This is a genomic window from Natribaculum luteum (assembly GCF_023008545.1).
Taxonomy (GTDB): domain Archaea; phylum Halobacteriota; class Halobacteria; order Halobacteriales; family Natrialbaceae; genus Natribaculum; species Natribaculum luteum.
This window is the reverse complement of record NZ_CP095397.1, coordinates 559474-576220: the sequence shown is the minus strand read 5'-3', so window position 1 is coordinate 576220 and position 16747 is coordinate 559474. Positions and strand designations below refer to the sequence as shown.

General features: G+C 66.1%; 16 protein-coding genes. 2 read left to right on the top strand and 14 right to left on the bottom strand.

Going from position 1 to position 16747, the window contains the following annotated elements; genetic code table 11:
• Positions 1-21 precede the first annotated feature (21 nt).
• From MU558_RS02965 to MU558_RS02945, 5 genes are all read right to left on the bottom strand, one after another.
• Positions 22-363, bottom strand: a complete 342-nt coding sequence (locus MU558_RS02965; RefSeq protein ID WP_246971833.1) for a hypothetical protein — start codon at positions 361-363, stop codon at positions 22-24.
• Between the two features lie 2 nt (positions 364-365).
• The gene (locus MU558_RS02960) at positions 366-1244 is read right to left on the bottom strand and encodes a homoserine kinase (protein WP_246971832.1); all 879 of its coding nucleotides are present in this window, start codon (positions 1242-1244) and stop codon (positions 366-368) included.
• Positions 1245-1875: 631 nt separating this feature from the next.
• Entirely contained in the window at positions 1876-3135 is a 1260-nt protein-coding gene (locus MU558_RS02955; protein ID WP_246971831.1) for an MFS transporter, read from the bottom strand.
• A 116-nt stretch (positions 3136-3251) separates the two neighbouring features.
• Complete coding sequence (locus tag MU558_RS02950) at positions 3252-3566, bottom strand: ASCH domain-containing protein (protein ID WP_246971829.1); 315 nt, start codon at positions 3564-3566, stop codon at positions 3252-3254.
• Between the two features lie 56 nt (positions 3567-3622).
• Positions 3623-4216, bottom strand: a complete 594-nt coding sequence (locus tag MU558_RS02945) for a DUF6149 family protein (RefSeq protein ID WP_246971827.1) — start codon at positions 4214-4216, stop codon at positions 3623-3625.
• A gap of 145 nt (positions 4217-4361) precedes the next feature.
• Here MU558_RS02945 and MU558_RS02940 point away from each other — a divergent pair, with 145 nt between their 5' ends.
• Entirely contained in the window at positions 4362-5594 is a 1233-nt protein-coding gene (locus tag MU558_RS02940; RefSeq protein ID WP_246971825.1) for an NAD(P)/FAD-dependent oxidoreductase, read from the top strand.
• A gap of 72 nt (positions 5595-5666) precedes the next feature.
• On the opposite strand, the gene MU558_RS02935 is transcribed toward MU558_RS02940, so the two are convergent.
• From MU558_RS02935 to MU558_RS02910, 6 genes are all read right to left on the bottom strand, one after another.
• Positions 5667-7307 (bottom strand): bifunctional N(6)-L-threonylcarbamoyladenine synthase/serine/threonine protein kinase, encoded by a 1641-nt coding sequence (locus MU558_RS02935; protein ID WP_246971821.1) that lies wholly within the window; start codon positions 7305-7307, stop codon positions 5667-5669.
• 122 nt (positions 7308-7429) lie between these two features.
• Complete coding sequence (locus MU558_RS02930) at positions 7430-7564, bottom strand: 30S ribosomal protein S27ae (protein ID WP_246971819.1); 135 nt, start codon at positions 7562-7564, stop codon at positions 7430-7432.
• Between the two features lie 4 nt (positions 7565-7568).
• On the bottom strand, positions 7569-7883 hold the full coding sequence (locus tag MU558_RS02925; RefSeq protein ID WP_246971817.1) for a 30S ribosomal protein S24e: 315 nt from the start codon (positions 7881-7883) through the stop codon (positions 7569-7571).
• 135 nt (positions 7884-8018) lie between these two features.
• On the bottom strand, positions 8019-9014 hold the full coding sequence (locus MU558_RS02920; protein WP_246971815.1) for a WD40/YVTN/BNR-like repeat-containing protein: 996 nt from the start codon (positions 9012-9014) through the stop codon (positions 8019-8021).
• A 364-nt stretch (positions 9015-9378) separates the two neighbouring features.
• Positions 9379-9846, bottom strand: coding sequence for a GNAT family N-acetyltransferase (locus MU558_RS02915; protein ID WP_246971813.1), 468 nt, complete (start codon positions 9844-9846; stop codon positions 9379-9381).
• 73 nt (positions 9847-9919) lie between these two features.
• A complete protein-coding gene (locus MU558_RS02910) occupies positions 9920-10714 on the bottom strand; it encodes an ABC transporter permease (protein ID WP_246971811.1) in 795 nt (264 codons plus the stop codon).
• Positions 10715-10901: 187 nt separating this feature from the next.
• Between MU558_RS02910 and MU558_RS02905 the strand changes: the two genes are divergently transcribed.
• The gene (locus MU558_RS02905) at positions 10902-11990 is read left to right on the top strand and encodes a COG1361 S-layer family protein (protein ID WP_246971809.1); all 1089 of its coding nucleotides are present in this window, start codon (positions 10902-10904) and stop codon (positions 11988-11990) included.
• 49 nt (positions 11991-12039) lie between these two features.
• Here the strand turns inward: MU558_RS02905 and MU558_RS02900 are convergent, their stop codons facing one another.
• The 3 genes from MU558_RS02900 to uvrA form a co-directional block, all read right to left on the bottom strand.
• Positions 12040-12999 (bottom strand): ABC transporter ATP-binding protein, encoded by a 960-nt coding sequence (locus tag MU558_RS02900; protein WP_246971806.1) that lies wholly within the window; start codon positions 12997-12999, stop codon positions 12040-12042.
• 115 nt (positions 13000-13114) lie between these two features.
• Positions 13115-13519: a DUF7994 family protein gene (locus tag MU558_RS02895; protein WP_246971803.1), complete on the bottom strand. Its 405-nt coding sequence runs from the start codon at positions 13517-13519 to the stop codon at positions 13115-13117.
• A gap of 154 nt (positions 13520-13673) precedes the next feature.
• A complete protein-coding gene (gene uvrA / locus MU558_RS02890) occupies positions 13674-16631 on the bottom strand; it encodes an excinuclease ABC subunit UvrA (RefSeq protein WP_246971800.1) in 2958 nt (985 codons plus the stop codon).
• Positions 16632-16747 lie beyond the last annotated feature (116 nt).

Genomic DNA, 16747 nt, shown 5'->3' with positions numbered 1-16747 from the left:
TCAGGTTTCGTGCGGGTCCGATCACGAACGGCCGACCGAAGCCGCGCCCAGAACAGAGGCGAGCACGACGAGGTACGCCACGAGCGCCCCGATTCCGGCAGAGAGTACCAGCGAGGGTGCGACTCGAGCGCCGACGGCTGCGACGCCGACCGCCGCCGCGAGCGCTATGCCCTGTACGGCCGGCCGTTCCCAGTGTCGGCGAACGAGATCGGAATCTCGAGTCGCCAGCAGTTCGAATGCGACCGTCCCGATCCCGCCGAGCGCGAGCGCGGGCGGCGAGAGCGACGCGTCCACGAGGGCGACGGCGGTGACGAACGCGAGAAGCGAGACGAGCGCGAGCGTGCCGTCTCGTCGCGCGCCCATCCTCAGCGGTGGATCGTCGCCCCGTCGCCGACGGCCGTCTGGTAGGCCCGGCTCTCGACGCCGATCGCGTCGAAGGCGTCGACCATCGCGGCGGCGACGGCCCGCCGATCGGACCGACGGCAGACCGCGAGCAGGGTCGGCCCCGCGCCGCTGACGGTGACGCCGGTCGCGCCGGCCTCGAGTGCGGCCTCGTGGACGTCTTCGTAGCCGTCGATGAGTGCGGCGCGTTCGGGCGTGACGATGCCGTCGTCCATGCCGCGACCGACGAGGTCGGGGTCGCCGCGAGTCATCCCGACGGCGAGCGTCGCCGCGTGGCCGACGGTGTCGACGACGTCGTCCATCGCCGCCGACTCGGGGACGACGCCGCGTGCGTCCCTGGTCGAGACCGAGATTTCGGGAAGGCAGGCGACGAGCGAGACGTCGGCGTCGACCTGCGTGACCCCGTCGTCGGTGACGATCGTAAAGCCGCCAAGCAAGGCGGGAGCGACGTTGTCGGCGTGGGCCTCCCCGGAGACGAGCGCCTCCCCTTCGGCGGCGACGGGGACGAGTTCCTCCCTCGAGAGACCGCGATCGTACAGTTCGTTCAGCGCGACGGCGGCGGCGGCGGCGCTCGCGGCGGACGATCCGAGCCCCGACGCGGGCCTGACGCCCTTGTCGATCCGGATGTGTGCGGGAGCGTCGAGTTCCTCGACGACTGCCCCGACGGTGTTCTTGGCGGGGTCCTCGGGAATGTACTGACTGCCGACGCCGGTGACGGTGATCGTGGTTTTGCTCGCGCGCTCGACGCGAATCACGTCGGCGGGTCGCTCGAGCGCGACACCGAAGACGTCGAAGCCACTACCGAGGTTCGCGCTCGTCGCCGGGGCCCGCACGGTGAGCATGCCGATTGCTTTCTATAGCGCGGGCAAAAAGGTAGCGAACCGTCGAGACTCGCAGCGGGACGGTCCCGCCGCGAGTGCCCGTGCGTTCGTCCGTGCCGGTGCCGGACGGCGACCGGCACCGTCTCTGCTCACTCCGAGTTTCGGAAGGTGTACCGTGCGATCTCGATCGAACCGCACATCCGACACCAGATCGTCGGGCGACTCGATTTGTATCCACAGTGGCGACACTCGAATAGTCGGTTCAGGCCTGTTCCTCCGCTGGATTGCTCGTCGGTGAACTGCTCTCGAATGCTATCTTCGACCCTCATTGGTAGTTGTCTTGTTTGTCGCGTCGCGTGGCCACGATCCGGCGGCGGTATGAGTGCATCGGCGGAATGACCGCCGGATCTGACCGTCGTTCGGCCACATGGTCACGCAATCGTGATTTTCGATTTATTCGATATAAATCTAGTTATAGTCACGATTCGAGATATGTACTTATAGACTAGATACGGACCCGAAAATGGCAGCCGGAACGGTCGACGAACGTTCAGTTCGAGTGAGGGTGAGACACGACGCCGAACGGGAACGCCTCGCCGGCGGCGTTCGAGGTCGAGCGGGTGAGTGAAATGGACTCGATCGACGGCACCGATCAATCGTCGGCGGCCGGTCGCGCGTCCGCCGCGTCGGTGCGATCGAGTGCGACCGACAGCCCCGCCGCGAGCAGCGAACCGGTCAGCGCGAACGTCGCTAGCATCGCAAAGAAGGCCGCAAGCGGGAACGACCCGAGGACGAAGCCACCGATCGCGATGCTCGCCGAGCCGAACCCGAACTCGCCGAGGTACGTGTAGCCATAGGAGAGCCCGCGCGTGTCCGGCGGCGTGTGGACCGCGACGGCTTCCTGGTAGAACGGCTGGATGGCAAACAGGAAAAAGCCGAGCAGGACACAGAGGACGAGCACGGGCGCAAGCCCCATCGACGTCACCGGAACGAACGCGAGCGCGAGGACCGCGAGGACGGCGAAGATGGCGATCAGACCTCGCTCGGCAGGGACGCGATTCGTGAGTTTGCCGCCGGCGTACTGGCCGGCGATTCCGACGACCAGCAGGCCGACGTAGATGTAATCGGCCGGTTCGATTCCCTCGAGGCCGGCCGAGAAGGTGAGTCCGTCCATCGCGGGCAGTCCGTGGAGGATATTGGGGAGGAAGGTCAACATCCCGCGGTAGAACAGCCCCTCGACGGTGACGATGACGAAGACGGCGGCGAAAGCGCTTGCGAACAGCGTCCGGGAGTTCGAGACGAGGTCGGAAAGCGAGAGCGCCTCCTCGGAGCTAGCCGAGACGTCGTCGTCGACGGCAGCCGTCGGATCGAAGTTCGCCCGCAGTCCGTAGCCGGCCGCCACCAGCCCCGGCACGGCGAGGACGGCGGCGACGACCTGCCACTCGAGGACGACGAGTAACGTCGCGGCGACGAACGGACCCAGCGCGATGCCGACGTTCCCCGCAATGCCGTGCCAGGCGAAGACCGTCCCTCGTTCCTCGACGCCGGTGCTGATCAGCGAGAGGCCCGCAGGGTGGTAAACGCTCGCGGCGATCCCCCACAGAATCAGTCCGGCTGCAATGGCGTAGATCGACGTGGCCAGCGAGAGGACGAGAAACGAGAGACTCATGCCGCCGAGACAGGCCAGAACGAGCCGCTTCGGACCGAATCGATCGGCCAGAACCCCGCCCGGGAGCGCCCCAATGCCGAAGGGGGCGTACCCGAGCGCGACGACGATTCCCAGAAGCGTGACGTCGAACTCCGCGAGCCAGACGACGAGGAAGATCGGAATCGACGTCTCGAACCAGTGGACGAGCGCGTGTCCGCTCATCGTGAAAGCAGCGATCGACCGGTCGTTTGCATCCAGTGCCATGTCTCGAGTAGTCTGTAGAAACATGGCGACGCTCTGCGTACTTAGCGGCTTGGAAACTGGCGAGAGACGAGACCGTCCGACGACAGCAGTCGAGAAAATACGCGTCGTGTCGGGTGTCACTCCGAACTGCGCTCGAATCGATGGAGGACGGCAGTGTCGTCGTCGTCCCACTCGAGGTCGTGCGTGCGTTCGATCCGCCGTCTGTACGACTCGAGGTCGGGCGATCCCTCGGCGCGTGCGTCGTCGTCGGTCAGTTCGCCGAGACGTCGCTCGCGGACGTCGACGACCTCGAAAGTCGTCCCCTCGATCGCGAACGTATCTCCCTCGGATGCGTGTCTGTCACCCCGGTGGAGTTGCGTGATCTCGCCCTCGAGGACGCCCGTTCGCAGTCGTTCTGCCGGCAGCAGTTCGCTCGCGTCGATCCTCGCCATACGTCGACAGCGGACGGGGTGGTATTAATCCTGGTGGTGGGACCGATCGACCGGCGTCACTGCTCCTCGAGGTCGTCCTCGTCGACGCCGACGGCCTTCGAGACGTCGACGTCTTCTGGCTCGTCCTGGCCGCCGACACGAAGTTCGCCGTCGGGGCCTTCGACGTAGACGTCGTCGGCGAAGCCGCCCACGGCGTGGGGGTGTTCGGGATCGTCGAGTTTTTCGGGCGTCGAGGGGGCCGCCGGGATCTCGCGGTCGCGAAACTCCCCGAGCGGGTCGTCGATGGTGATCCCCCAGGTCTCGAAGAAGTCCCGGTAGCGGTCGTAGTGGTCCTCGAGTTCGTCGGCCGGGAACTCCATCATCTCGGTCCAGCCGTGGTTGTAGAAGTCGAAGTTGGCCTGAATGTGGGTGATCTCGCGGGCTTCGGCCTCGGAGTAGCCCTCGGTGAGCGCCTGCAGGTACGTGTCCATCGTACACTCGAAGAACGCGTCCAGGTGCGCTTTGCGCTCGTCTCTGTGGGCGGCGTCTGCCTTGTCGAGGAAGACCTTGGTGTGGAGGCGAACCAGCCCCGAGACGGCGACCGAGCGGACGACTGGCGTCTCGAGTGCTTTCCGGGAGGCGAAGTGGCGGACGTTCTGGCGGATCTTCATACCCGTCCGTACGGACGCGAACCTAAAGAGCGGTTTGGCAGGTCGGGAGCGGTTTGGGAGGTCGAGAATCGACGACTCGAGGAATCGACTGCTCGAATGGACGAGATAGCAATCCACTTTAACCCCCGTTGCGAACCTTTCGGACATGACCGAGTACGTCATCATCGGCGACGGAATCTCCGGCAGTTCGGCTGCCGAGACGCTTCGGGAGGAGGACCCGGAGTCGGAGATTACCGTCATCACCGATGAGGGGGAGCCCCTGTACAATCGCATTCTCATCAAAGAACACGCGAAAGGCAAACTCCCCGAGGCACCCATCTCGATCCACGACGAGGAGTGGTACGACGAGCGCGACATCGAACTCTCGTTGAACACGCACGTCACGGGGGTCGACGTCGACGAGAAGCTCGTCCACACCCACGAGGGCGACGACGTCTCCTACGACAGGTTGCTGATCGCGACGGGTGGTACCCCGACGCAACTCCCCGTCGATAACAGCGACGCCGACGGCATCCACCACTTCTGGACGTTCCAGGACGCCCGCGGTATCCGCGAGCACGCCGAGCGATCGGAGACCGGCGTCGTCGTCGGGGCCGGACTGCTCGGCATCGACTTCGCCGCCGTCTGTGGCGCACAGGGCATCGAAGGGAAGTACCTGATGCGGGGCAACCGCTGGTGGCGCTACGCGCTCTCCGAAGACGGCGCGGAGATCATCCACGAGGGACTGCGCTCGAAGAACGTCGAACCCGTCTTCGACAGCGGCGTCGACCACTTCGAGACCGACGACGACGGCCACGTCACCGCTGCGGTCGACCCCAACGGCGACCGCTACGAGTGTGACTTCGCCGGCGTCGCCATCGGCCTCAACTTCAACACCGAGTACCTCCGGGGGACCGGCATCGAGGAAGACGGCGGCATCGTCGTCGACGAGTACATGCAGACCAACCTCGAGGACGTCTACGCCGCCGGCGACATCACGCGCTTCTACGACGTCATCCTGGGCGAGCAGGCCCAGAACGGCTCGTGGGGCTCGGCGAAAGAACAGGGTCGGATCGCCGGCGTCAACATGGCCGCCGGCGACGAGGCCGAGGCGTTCCAGTGGGTCTCCTCGTACTCGATCACGCACTTCGACTTCCCTTTCCTCTCCTTTGGCCATCCGACGATTGGCGACGAGTACGCCGAGCGCAAGTACAGCGACACCGAGTGGCGACGTGTCGCCTTCAAGGACGGCAAGATCGTCGGCGGCGTCCTCATCGGCGACCTCTCCCCGCAGAGCAAGTTCAAACAGCTGATGCGCGAACAGCGTACCGTCGCCGACCAGAAAGAGGTCCTCCTCGAGAAGAGCGTCGACCTCGACGAACTGGCACCGACGCAGTAACTCCCCTCCCGATTCGCCTGTTTCGAACCGACGGCTCGTTTTTGTTCCGTCTCGATCGTGACCTCGACGAACCTACGGCACGTCCGTCCCGTCGCCGACGTACCGACCACGTCCCTCGACGTCCCGGAGTCGCTCGAGGACCGCCGAATCGCCGACCGTCCGGTAGGCCTCGTGGACGGCCTCGCGTAACGGTTCGGGGTCGTCTGCGGTGCCGACGAGACTCTGGTCGAAGACGTGGAGGTCCATCGCGTAGTCCTCGACGTGGTCGGTGTGGTAGCCGAGTCCGAAGTCGATCAGGTACGTCCGCTCCTCCCGGGGTGCCACGCGCACGTTTCGTGTCGTCGGATCGCCGTGGACGAACCCCGCCTCGTGGATCGTCGCCAGGTGGCGACCCACGTCGCGAACGTACTCGAGCGAGAGGTTGGCCCGCAGTTCCGCCTCGCCGACGTACTCGAACTCGAGGGTCGCCTCGACCGGGTCGACGTCGTAGACGACCGGCGTGGGGACGCCCTCGCGGCGAGCCAGGTTCGTGAGGCGCGCCTCGAGCGTCGTCCGTTCACGTCGCAGTCGGGCGTCGAGGTCGGGGTGCCGGTAGGACTTGGGGAGGCGACGTTTGTAGACCCGGCCGCGGTCGGGCTCGAGTTCGACGACGGCCTCGGCACCCTCGATCTCGCCGTCGTCGCCGTCACGGCCGAGCGTCAGGTCCACACCCGTCCGCCACGTCACGGGAACCTGATCGGGCCGGAAGTCGGGATCGACGTGGGATTCCGCAACCGGGAGCGTATCGCCGGCCGCGTACATCTTCGCGCCGAGGACGGCGATCATCCCCGCGTTGTCCCCCAGGAATCGAGGTTCCGGTGCGTGAAATCGTGCGCCTCGAGCCTCGCACATCTCCGCGAGCATCTCACGGAGGCGGGCGTTCTGCCCGACGCCGCCGCCGAGGACGAGTTCGTCGCTGCCGGTCAGCGAGAGCGCGCGTTCGGAGACCTCGGTCAGCATCGCGAAGATATTCTCCTGGAGGGAGTAACAGACGTCCTCGACCGGCGTCCCCCGATCGGTGGCCTGCTTGGCCGCGCTCATGATCCCCGAGAACGAGAAGTCCATCCCCTTGACGACGTAGGGGAGGTCGACGTACTCACCTTCTTTCGCTGCTTCTTCGACTTTCGGCCCGCCGGGGTGGGACCAGCCGACGTGGCGCGTGAACTTGTCGATCGCGTTGCCGACGCCGGTGTCCATCGTCTCTCCGAGGACGCGGTAGCGGCCGTTGCGGTACGCGAGCAGGTGGGCGTTTGCCCCGCTGGCGTTCAGACAGACCGGCGAGTCGAATCCCGACGTGTGGCGACCGATCTCGAGGTGGGCGACCATGTGGTTGACGCCGACCAGGGGCACCTCGAGGGTCTGGCTCAGCGCGCGGGCGGCGGTGCCGACGACGCGCAGACAGGGACCGAGACCGGGGCCACGGGAGAAGGCGACGGCATCAACGGGCGGCCCCTCCGAATCGTCGAGGTCGCGGGCGTGCTCGAGTGCCGCCGCCACGACCTGCGGGATCGCCTCGTGCATGTGCTCGGCGGCCTCTCGAGGGTGAATGCCGCCGCTGTCGGGCTGGTAGGCGTCAGTTTCGATGAAAACGTGTTCGTCGTCAGAATCGTACACGGCCGCGCTGGCCGCCCATGCGGTGCCCTCGATTCCGAGCACGCGGACGGCGGAGCTCACGGCTCGAGGGCGCCCATCGCGCGTGCGAGCACTGCGCGGGTGAGCGGACGCTCACGGCGTCTGTCTGCCGGTCGCTTCGCTCCCCGGTTGCGATTCCGAGACATCTCGATTTCGACGTCTCGCTACTCCCACTCGGTGTAGCCGCACTTGCCACAGTGGACGCGGTCACCGTGGTCTGCGAGGAAGCTGTCACCGCAGCGGGGACACAGTTCGCGGTCGGTCGTCCCGTCGTCGTTGTAGAGTTCGTAGTGTGCCATCGGTTTACGCCTCCTCCGCTTCCGCTTCGGCTTCTTCCTCGGCGGCGATCTTGTTGCGCTCGAGCATGTGTTCCTGTTCGACGTCGGTGGCGTGGTCGGCCGATTCGTAGACTTTCGCGTAGCCGACGGTCTTTCGCATGCCGAACTTGGTGTCGAGTTTGCGGACGACGACCTCGTCTGCGTCCTTGTTCAGTTTCGCGGCGAGACTGTCACGAACCTGCAGACGGGACGGCGTCGCCTCGTCGTGGGTTAACTCGAACGTGACGTCCGTTCGGTGCAACATGGGGTTCTCCTCCTCGGAGATGATGTCGACGTCCATGATATCACTCAGTTACTCTACTATCCATTTGTAGCGTGTAAAAGGATTTCGAACCAGCCACCGGCAGCCACTCCCGTGGCCGATCGATGGGTCGAAACGGCCGATTTGGTCACTCGAGTCGACCGTCGTCCGACGCTACTCGAGGGCGACCAGTCCGCGCGGCGTCACCGTCTCGAGGCCGTCGTCGACGTCGATCGCGAGTCGCTCCCACGAGTCGCCGAAGTCGCTCGAGCGGAACAGGCCGCGGTTGTTCACGGCGTAGACGGCCGTCTCCGTCGTCGCGAACACCGCCCGGACGACGCCCTCGCCCATCGGGAGACCGCGTCCGTCGAGTCGGTTCCACGTGCCGCCATCGCGCCGGTAGACGTACGAGTCGGCGGTGCTGGCCGTGTGCGCAGACCGTGCGCCGCTCGCCGCCGAGACGAGCACCCGGCCGGGATCGACGGGGTCGGGAACGACCGACCAGCAGTACCGATGCTCGAGACCATCCTGCGGGTGAGACCAGGAGTCGCCGCCGTCGTCGCTCTCGGCGTAGCCGTCGCCCGCAGCCGAGTAGACGCGGCCCTCGCGGTCGGGGTGAGTCGCCAGACTGTGGTTGTCTCGCCGCGAGCCCGGCGGACGTTCGCGCCAGGTCTCGCCGCCGTCGTCGCTGACGACGAGCGCGCCAAGTTCGATCCCGAGATACAGCCGGTCGGGGTCGAACGGGTCCACCTCGATCCAGCGGATGTGGTGGGTGTACGGCCGCGGCGGGAAGAACCACTCCGGCTCCGAGGGCAGGTCGGTCAGCCCCTCGAGGTGGGTCCAGGAGTCGCCGCCGTCCGTCGAGCGGTAGACCCGACTCGGCTCGGTCCCGGCGTAGACGACGTCGGGGTCGTGGGGACTGATCGCGAGCGACATCACCGCCTCGCTCTCGAAGCCAGCCTCGAGCGCGCCGAACGTCTCGCCGCCGTCGGTGCTTCGAAAGAGACCATCCTCGAACGTGCCGACGAAGAGTCGATCGGGAGCGGCCGGCGAGACCGCGACGCACTCGAGGTCGTACCCCTCGAGCCGTTCGGTCGTCTCCCAGTCGTCGACTTCCGACCCCCGGCAGACGAGCAGTCGGTTCCGGAGTGCGGCGTGGACCGTCGTCATGCGAGTGCGTACGCGCTCGAGGGTGACAAGCGTTCTCGTCGCTGTATGTTGCGGCGTGCATCGGCCGTCCTCCCGAATGCCGGCAGCCCCGTCCAATCTCGCCGGCAGTGACTTCCCGACCAACCGACACGGGTGGGACTGATAATGATGGCTGTGACTGGTTGCCGACGCAACCGCACGACGGTTCGCGGTTGCGGCGGTAACGACTCACAGCTATCGTTATGAAAGGGGCTGGCTCGCTCGACGAACCCGGGCGACGCAAGCACCGCCGAAGGCGGCGCGCAGCGAGACCTGGGAGTCGAGCGAGCCAGGGGCTTTCGTGGTGTTCTCACTCGTGTCACACCACCGAACGCGCTATCTGAACTCACTCTAGCGGCTGTACGTAGTCGACTTGCTTCGGCTGGAAGCCCGTGTCGCGGTAGAACCGACGTGCGCCCTCGTTTTGCCACTCACAGGAGACCTTGAGGTGGTCACAGCCCCGCTCGCGAGCCATTTCTTTCACGTGCTCGATGACCGCTGTGCCGTGGCCGTTGCTCCGGTAGGCGTCGTCGACGACGAGGTTCACGATGCGGAGGTACTGCGAGTACTGCCGGGAGGGGTGGTGGCCCTCACGGAGGGTGACGAAGCCGATCGTCTCGTCGTCGTGGACGATGCGGTAGTCGGTGGTGTCCTCGTCGTCGAGGTGAGCGCGAAAGCCGTCGTCGGGAACCTCGTCGACGTCCGCGTAGGCAAGTTCGTTCAGCTCGGAGTACGCTTCCATCGCTTTCGCGAGGTCGTACCAGCGGGTGACGAGTGCACGAAGGTCGGCGGCAGTGGCCTCGACGAGTTCCATACGGTGACTCTCTGGCTACCCCACCTTTACGCTTCGTCTGGTGTGTCATACTCTGGCACACTGTAGGTCACTGCTAGACGTCACGCCGTTCGAACAGTTCGGCGGCGACGATCACGAGGACGACGACTGCGGCGAGAAGGAGCGCGAAGTCGTTCCAGGAAACGTCGCCGTCGACGAGGATCGCGCCGGGGTCGAAGTACCGCGAGAACGCGAGATCGCCCAGCCAGTCGTAGTCGGTGTCGAACGTGAGAGTGTCGAGCAGGAACATGCCGAAGACGCCGCCGATGGCGACGGTCTGGGCCCGGCGGATGGAGTCGAACGCGGCTGACGCGAGGAGGCCGATCCCGGCGCAGGCCAGCAGGTAGACGATCGAGTAGGCGTGGACGACGAACAGGTCGATCGTGTCGATCGTCTCGCCGACGAACACGACGCTGACGTAGACTGCCACGAACGTCACCGCGTTCACGAGGACGACGTTCGGGAACAACGCGAGGAACTTCCCCACGACGAACCGGGTCCGGGTGATCGGCAACGAGAGCGTCACGTCGGCCGTCCCCCGCTCGACCTCGCCCGCGATCGTCGAGGCGGCGGCGTAGGCGTAGTAGATCGCGAGCAGCAGCACCCAGCCGAACTGGTACAGTTGCGAGACGAGGTAGCCCTCGATCGTCGTCAGCGTCGTCACGTTGCCGACGAACGCCCGCGAGACCTCGTCCGGCAGCGACTCGAGGTAGGCGTCGAAGTCGACGCCCGCCTCCTGGATCGACGGAAAGAGCCCCACCGTGAGCGCGATCAGGGCGATCAGCGCAGCCGACAGTAACAGCGAGCCGCGCAGTCGTCGTTCGGTCTCGAAGGTCGTGATCTCGAGCATGCGTCGGCAGGGACCGTACCGGAACGGTGGTCACGCCGGAACGTAAACCAGACGGGCGTTCGACGACCCCCTCGCGTCGCGAGCGCGAGTCAATCAGCCGTTGAGCGAGCCACGTCGTGGTAGGGCCACCGTACAGCCCGGAACGGCCGCGGTCGTTTATCGCCGATCGGACCCATCGTGTTCGAGAATGACAGCTCGGGCGGGTTCAGCGGTCCCCTCTCGGCGGACCGGTGCGGTCGTCGCCGCGCTGGTCGTCGTCCTCGCGATCGGCGCTCCGGTCAGCACAACGGCGCAGGACGGGAGTCGTGCCGTCGAGGATTCCGAACCCCAGAACGAGTCCGACGAGGTCGTCGTGCCAGCCAACGTCACGGAGGACGACCAGACGGCAGTACCCGAACAACAGGAACAGGAACAGCCACCCGAAGAACCGCCACAGGCACCGGTCGAAGAGCCGGAGCCGGCGGAGCCGGTGCCACAGCAAGGCCCCGAGGCCGACGTCACCGTCGATCTCGAGGACGACGACGAGGCGATCACCGCCGGCGACGCCGAGGCGGTCGAGCTGGAGGTGACGAACGACGAGAACGACGAGGTGACGGACGTCGTCGTGACGCTCCAGGCCGGATCGCCGCTGTACCTCGGCTCCCCGTCGAATCCGCAGTCGACCCGGTCGATCTACGTCGACGAACTCGTCGAAGAGGAGACGGAGACGCTCGAGGTCGACGTCGGGACGACCCGAACGGGGGCCGGAACGTATCCGCTGTTCGCAACCGTCGAGTACGTCGAGGACGACGATGACGAGCCGACGGTCGGCGGGCCGACGGCTCTCGGCGTCGAAGTCGACGAAGAACGCGAGTTCCGCGTCGAGAACGTCACCCGGCGGGTCACGATAGACAGCGAGAGCGTCTACGCGGTCCGGATCACCAACGAGGGCGACGAGGCGGTGACGGGCGTCGTCGCCACGATGGCGACCGCGCCGCCGCTGTCGAGTGCGTCGCCGACCGCGTACGTCGGCACGCTCGGTCCTGGCGAGTCGCGAACGGCCCGGTTCGCACTCGAGGTGTCCGAGGACGCCGTCGCGACGAGAGACAGCGTCGCGATCACGCTCGGCTACGAGACGGCCGCGGGAACCGACGAGCGGACGACCACCGGTCCGAAGCTGGTGCCGGTCACGATCACCGAAGACGAAGACGAGACGGACGTCGACACGCTGCTCCCGTTCGTCGTCGTCGGACTCGTGCTCGTTCTCGCCGCCGTCTGGTGGTTTCGGCGGCGCTGACCTCGGCGTCGGCTCTCGACCGCGACCGCGACGTCGTCTCCGTCGCTCCTCACCCACCGCCGTCCGTCGCCGCGGGCTCGACGTCGCCGTCGGGTACGTCCTCGTCTTCGTTCTCGTCCTCACCGCCGTAGAAGTGCATGAAGACGTCCTCGAGCGACGCCTCGCGGACCTCGAGGTCCTCGACCGTGTACTCGTGGAGTCGGTCGACGAGCGCGTCGTACTCCCGCGAGAGGACGAGGTGGTAGGCGTCGCCGTCGCGGTCGATGCTCGAGACGCCCGGAAACTCGAGCGCCTCGAGCGGCGGCTCTTCTGCGAGGCGCACGTGGACGACCGTCCCGCTCTCGGCGAGCAGCTCTCCAACCTCCTCGAGTGCGATCAGTCGCCCCTCGCGGATGATCCCCACGCGGTCGCAGATCCGCCGGACCTCGCTCAGGACGTGCGAGGAGAGGAAACTCGTCTTCCCCTGGGCCTGGCGCTCGTCGAGGAACTCGTAGAACTCGTTTTGCACCAGTGGGTCGAGTCCGGCGGTCGGCTCGTCCATGATCGCGAGGTCGGGATCGTGCATGAACGTCGCCACGATGGCGAGTTTCTGGCGATTCCCGCTCGAGTAGGCCTTGACGTCGCGCTCGAGGGGTACGGGAAAGCGCTCGAGGAGTTCCTCGCGACGGTCGTCGCCGCGGATCCGACCGAAGTAGTCGAGGATCTCCTCGCCGGAGACCCGATCGTAGAAGGCGACGTCGCTCGGCAGGTAGCCGAGACGGCGTTTGGCCTCGAGGAGTTCCGCCCGGTCTGTCACGTCGTTGCCGAAGAGCCAGGCGTCGCCCTCGGTCGGAGCCAGCAGGCCGAGCAGGACGCGGATCGCCGTCGACTTGCCCGCGCCGTTCGGTCCCAGGAAACCGAAGATGTCGCCGCGCTCGACGGTGAAGGTGAGGTCCTCGGCGCCGCGCACGTCGCCGTAGTACTTCGTCAGGCCCTCGACCTCGATCGGCGGCGCGCTCGAGTCGGACACGGTAAAACGATGGATCGCGAGGCGTTTATAGTTGCGTCGTCCGCTGGCGTTCTGACGGACTCTCCAGGGACGCGACAGAAAGAATATCTGTTATAGGGCGCTCGCGAGCGGGCAGTTACTCGAGAGCGAACGTCTCGCGATCCAGGTACCGTCCGCCGACCCAGCACTCGACGGCGAGCCACGCGGCGTACGGCACCACGACCAGCAGGAGGAGGGTCCACACCGTGGCGGATCCCTCGAGCAGGGCCACGAGTCCACCGACGCCGAGGAAGAACGCCACAGAGCCGAGAGCGAGCGCCGCAAGCCGGGTCCACGGGACCGTCACGACGCCGAGTGAGATCCGTTCCCGGAGACCGGCGAGCAGTAACGCGAGGGCGACGAGCGTGAGCACGCCGATCGTCGCGAGCGACTCGAGGTCGCCCGGGACGCCGAACGCAAAGAGGAGCAGCCCCATCCCTGCCAGCATCGCCACTCCGCCCACGGTGAGACCGTGACGAAACGTCTCCCGGCGTTCGCTCATCTGTAGGCCGAGAGACAGTACCTCGAGCAATAGTCGTTTCGGCGCGCCGGACAGACGTCGACCCCCGTCGCTCATAACGATAGCTGTGAGTCGTTACCGCCGCAACCGCGACCCGTCTTGCGGTTGCGTCGGCACCCAGCCACAGCCATCATCATCAGTCGTCGTCGGTCGGTGCGGTCACGGGTTCGACGCGCTGGCCGCGTGGTCCCTCGAGGTCGACCTTCGGGAGCAGATCCCGGAGATAGCGGCCGGTGTGGGACTCCTCGAGGCGGGCCACTTCTTCGGGGGTCCCGGTGGCGACGACCTCGCCGCCCTTTTCGCCGCCCTCGGGACCGAGATCGATGACGTGGTCGGCGTTCTTCACGAGGTCGAGTTCGTGCTCGATGACGACGACGGTGTTGCCGTTGTCGGTCAGCCGGTGGAGGACGTCGATGAGTTTGCGCTCGTCCTCGCTGTGGAGGCCGGTCGTCGGCTCGTCGAGCAGGTAGAGCGTGTCGCCGGTGTCGCGCTTGCCGAGTTCCTCGGCGAGTTTGATCCGCTGGGCCTCGCCGCCCGACAGCGTCGTCGAGGGCTGGCCGAGTTTCATGTAATCGAGGCCGACGTCCTTCAGCAGTTTGAGCCGGCGGCGGATCTGACTCGAGGACTCGAAGAAGTCGTAGGCCTCCTCGACCGACATCTCGAGGACATCGGCGATGGTCTTGTCCTTGTAGGTGACGTCCAGGGTGGCGTCGTTGTAGCGTGCGCCGTCGCACTCCTCACAGGGGACGTACACGTCGCTCAGGAAGTTCATCTCGATTTTCACCGTCCCTTGTCCGCCACACTCCTCGCAACGGCCGCCCTTGACGTTAAAGGAGAACCGGCCCTTCTCGTAGCCCCGCTGTTTGGCGAGTTTCGTCTCGGCGAACAGTTCGCGGACGTAGTCGAAGACGCCGGTGTAGGTCGCGGGGTTCGAGCGCGGCGTGCGACCGATCGGCGACTGGTCGATCAGTCGGACGGTCTCGATCCGGTCGAGTCCCTCGAGGTCGTCGTGGTCGCCTGGAATCACCGAGGTGTTGTCGTTCATCTCGCGAGCCAGCCCCTTGTAGAGAACCTCGTGCATGAGCGTCGACTTCCCCGAACCCGAGACGCCCGTGATCGCCGTAAAGCAGCCAAGCGGGACGTCGACGTCGACGTTCGCGAGGTTGTGCTGGCGCGCGCCGTGGATCGTCAGTGCGCCGTCGGGGTCGCGCCGTTCGTCGGGGACGGGGATCTGCTCGCGCCCGGAGAGGTAGTCGCCCGTGATCGACTCCTCGCAGGCTTTGACCTCCTCGACGGGCCCGTTGACGACGACCTCGCCGCCGCGCTTGCCGGGACCGGGACCCATGTCGATGACGGTGTCCGCCCGGCGCATCGTCTCCTCGTCGTGTTCGACCACGAGCAGGGTGTTCCCGAGGTCCCGGAGTTCCTCCAAGGTGTTCAGCAGGCGGTCGTTGTCCCGCTGGTGGAGCCCGATCGACGGCTCGTCGAGCACGTAGAGGACGCCGACGAGTCCGGAGCCGATCTGCGTCGCCAGCCGAATGCGCTGGCTCTCACCACCCGACAGGGTAGAGGCTTCCCGGTCCAGCGTGAGGTACTCGAGGCCGACCTCGCACATGAATCCGAGGCGGGCGCGGATCTCCTTTAAGATCTCCTCGGCGATCACCTTCTCGCGCTCGGTGAGGTCGGCCTCCATCGACTCGAAGTGCTTCAGGGCGTCGCCGATGCTCATCGCGTTGATCTCGGTGATCGACGTCCCGTCGACCAGCACCGCACGCGAGGCGGGTTTCAGGCGCGTGCCGTCACAGTCCGGACACTCCGTGACCGACATGTAGTCCTCGATGTGCTCGCGGGTGGAGTCGGAGTCGGTCTCGAGGTAGCGTCGCTCTAGGTTCGGGATCACGCCCTCGAAGCGTTTTTTCTTCCGACGGGTGCCGTTTTTCGTATTCCGCTTGAACAGCACCTGCCCGTCGGTGCCGTAGAGGAACGCCCGCTGGATCTCCTCGTCTACGTCTTCGAACGGCGTCTCGAGTGAGACGTCGAAGTGTTCGGCGACCGCGTCGAGTCGCGTCTGGTAGTACGACCGATTGTAGCTCCAGGGTTCGAAGACGTGTTTTAGCGGCTTCGATGGGTCCTGGATCACGAGGTCTTCGTCGACTTCCTTCGTCTCGCCGAGACCCTCACACTCTGGACAGGCGCCGTGTGGCGAGTTGAAGGAGAACGAGCGGGTCTCGATCTCCGGAACGTCGATCCCGCAGTGGGTACACGCGAGGTCCTTCGAGAACTCGACGACGACGCGGTCGTCGTCCGTCGCTTCGTCGCCCAGTGCGCCGGTCGATCGGGCCTCCTCGCCGAGGTCTGCGTCCGCCGGTGGATCGGGGAGGATCACCTTGAGGATACCCTCGGCCTCGTCGAGCGCCGTCTCGACGCTGTCGACGATCCGCGGGCGGTCCTCGACGCTGACTTTCACGCGGTCGACGATCACGTCGATCGTGTGGTCGTAGTTCTCGTCGAGCTCCGGCGGCTCGAGCGTGAGGTCGTGTTCTTCACCGTCGACCTCGACCCGCGAGTAGCCCTCCGAGACGAGTTCGTCGAAGAGGTCTTCGAACGCACCCTTCTGGTCGCGGACGACGGGCGCGGCGAGCTTCGCCTTCGTCCCTTCGGGCAACTCGAGGATGCGCTCGACCATGTTCTGGGCGCTTTGCTCGCCGACCTCCCGGCCACACTCGGGGCAGTGGGGCGTGCCGACGCGGGCGTACAGCAGGCGAAGGTAGTCGTGCAGTTCCGTCACCGTGCCGACCGTCGATCGGGGGTTGTTGGCGGCGTTTTTCTGGTCGATCGAGATCGCCGGGGACAGCCCCTCGACGGTCTCGACCTGGGGTTTGTCCATCTGCCCGAGGAAGTTCCGGGCGTACGCCGAGAGGCTCTCGATGTACCGGCGCTGGCCCTCCGCGTAGACCGTCTCGAACGCGAGCGAGGACTTCCCCGACCCCGAAAGGCCGGTGACGACGGTAAACTCCTCGCGCGGGATCGAGACGTCGAGGTCCTTCAGGTTGTGCTCCTGTGCACCCCGCACCTCGATGTACTCCTTGCTCATCTAGAGGCAGCCAGCAACCGCAGAAATGAAGGGTTGTCGGTTGCGGAACCGGCCGGAGCGAAAGTGAACTGTTCGTCGTCGTGTGGACGCGCCCATAACGATGGCTGTGAGTCGTT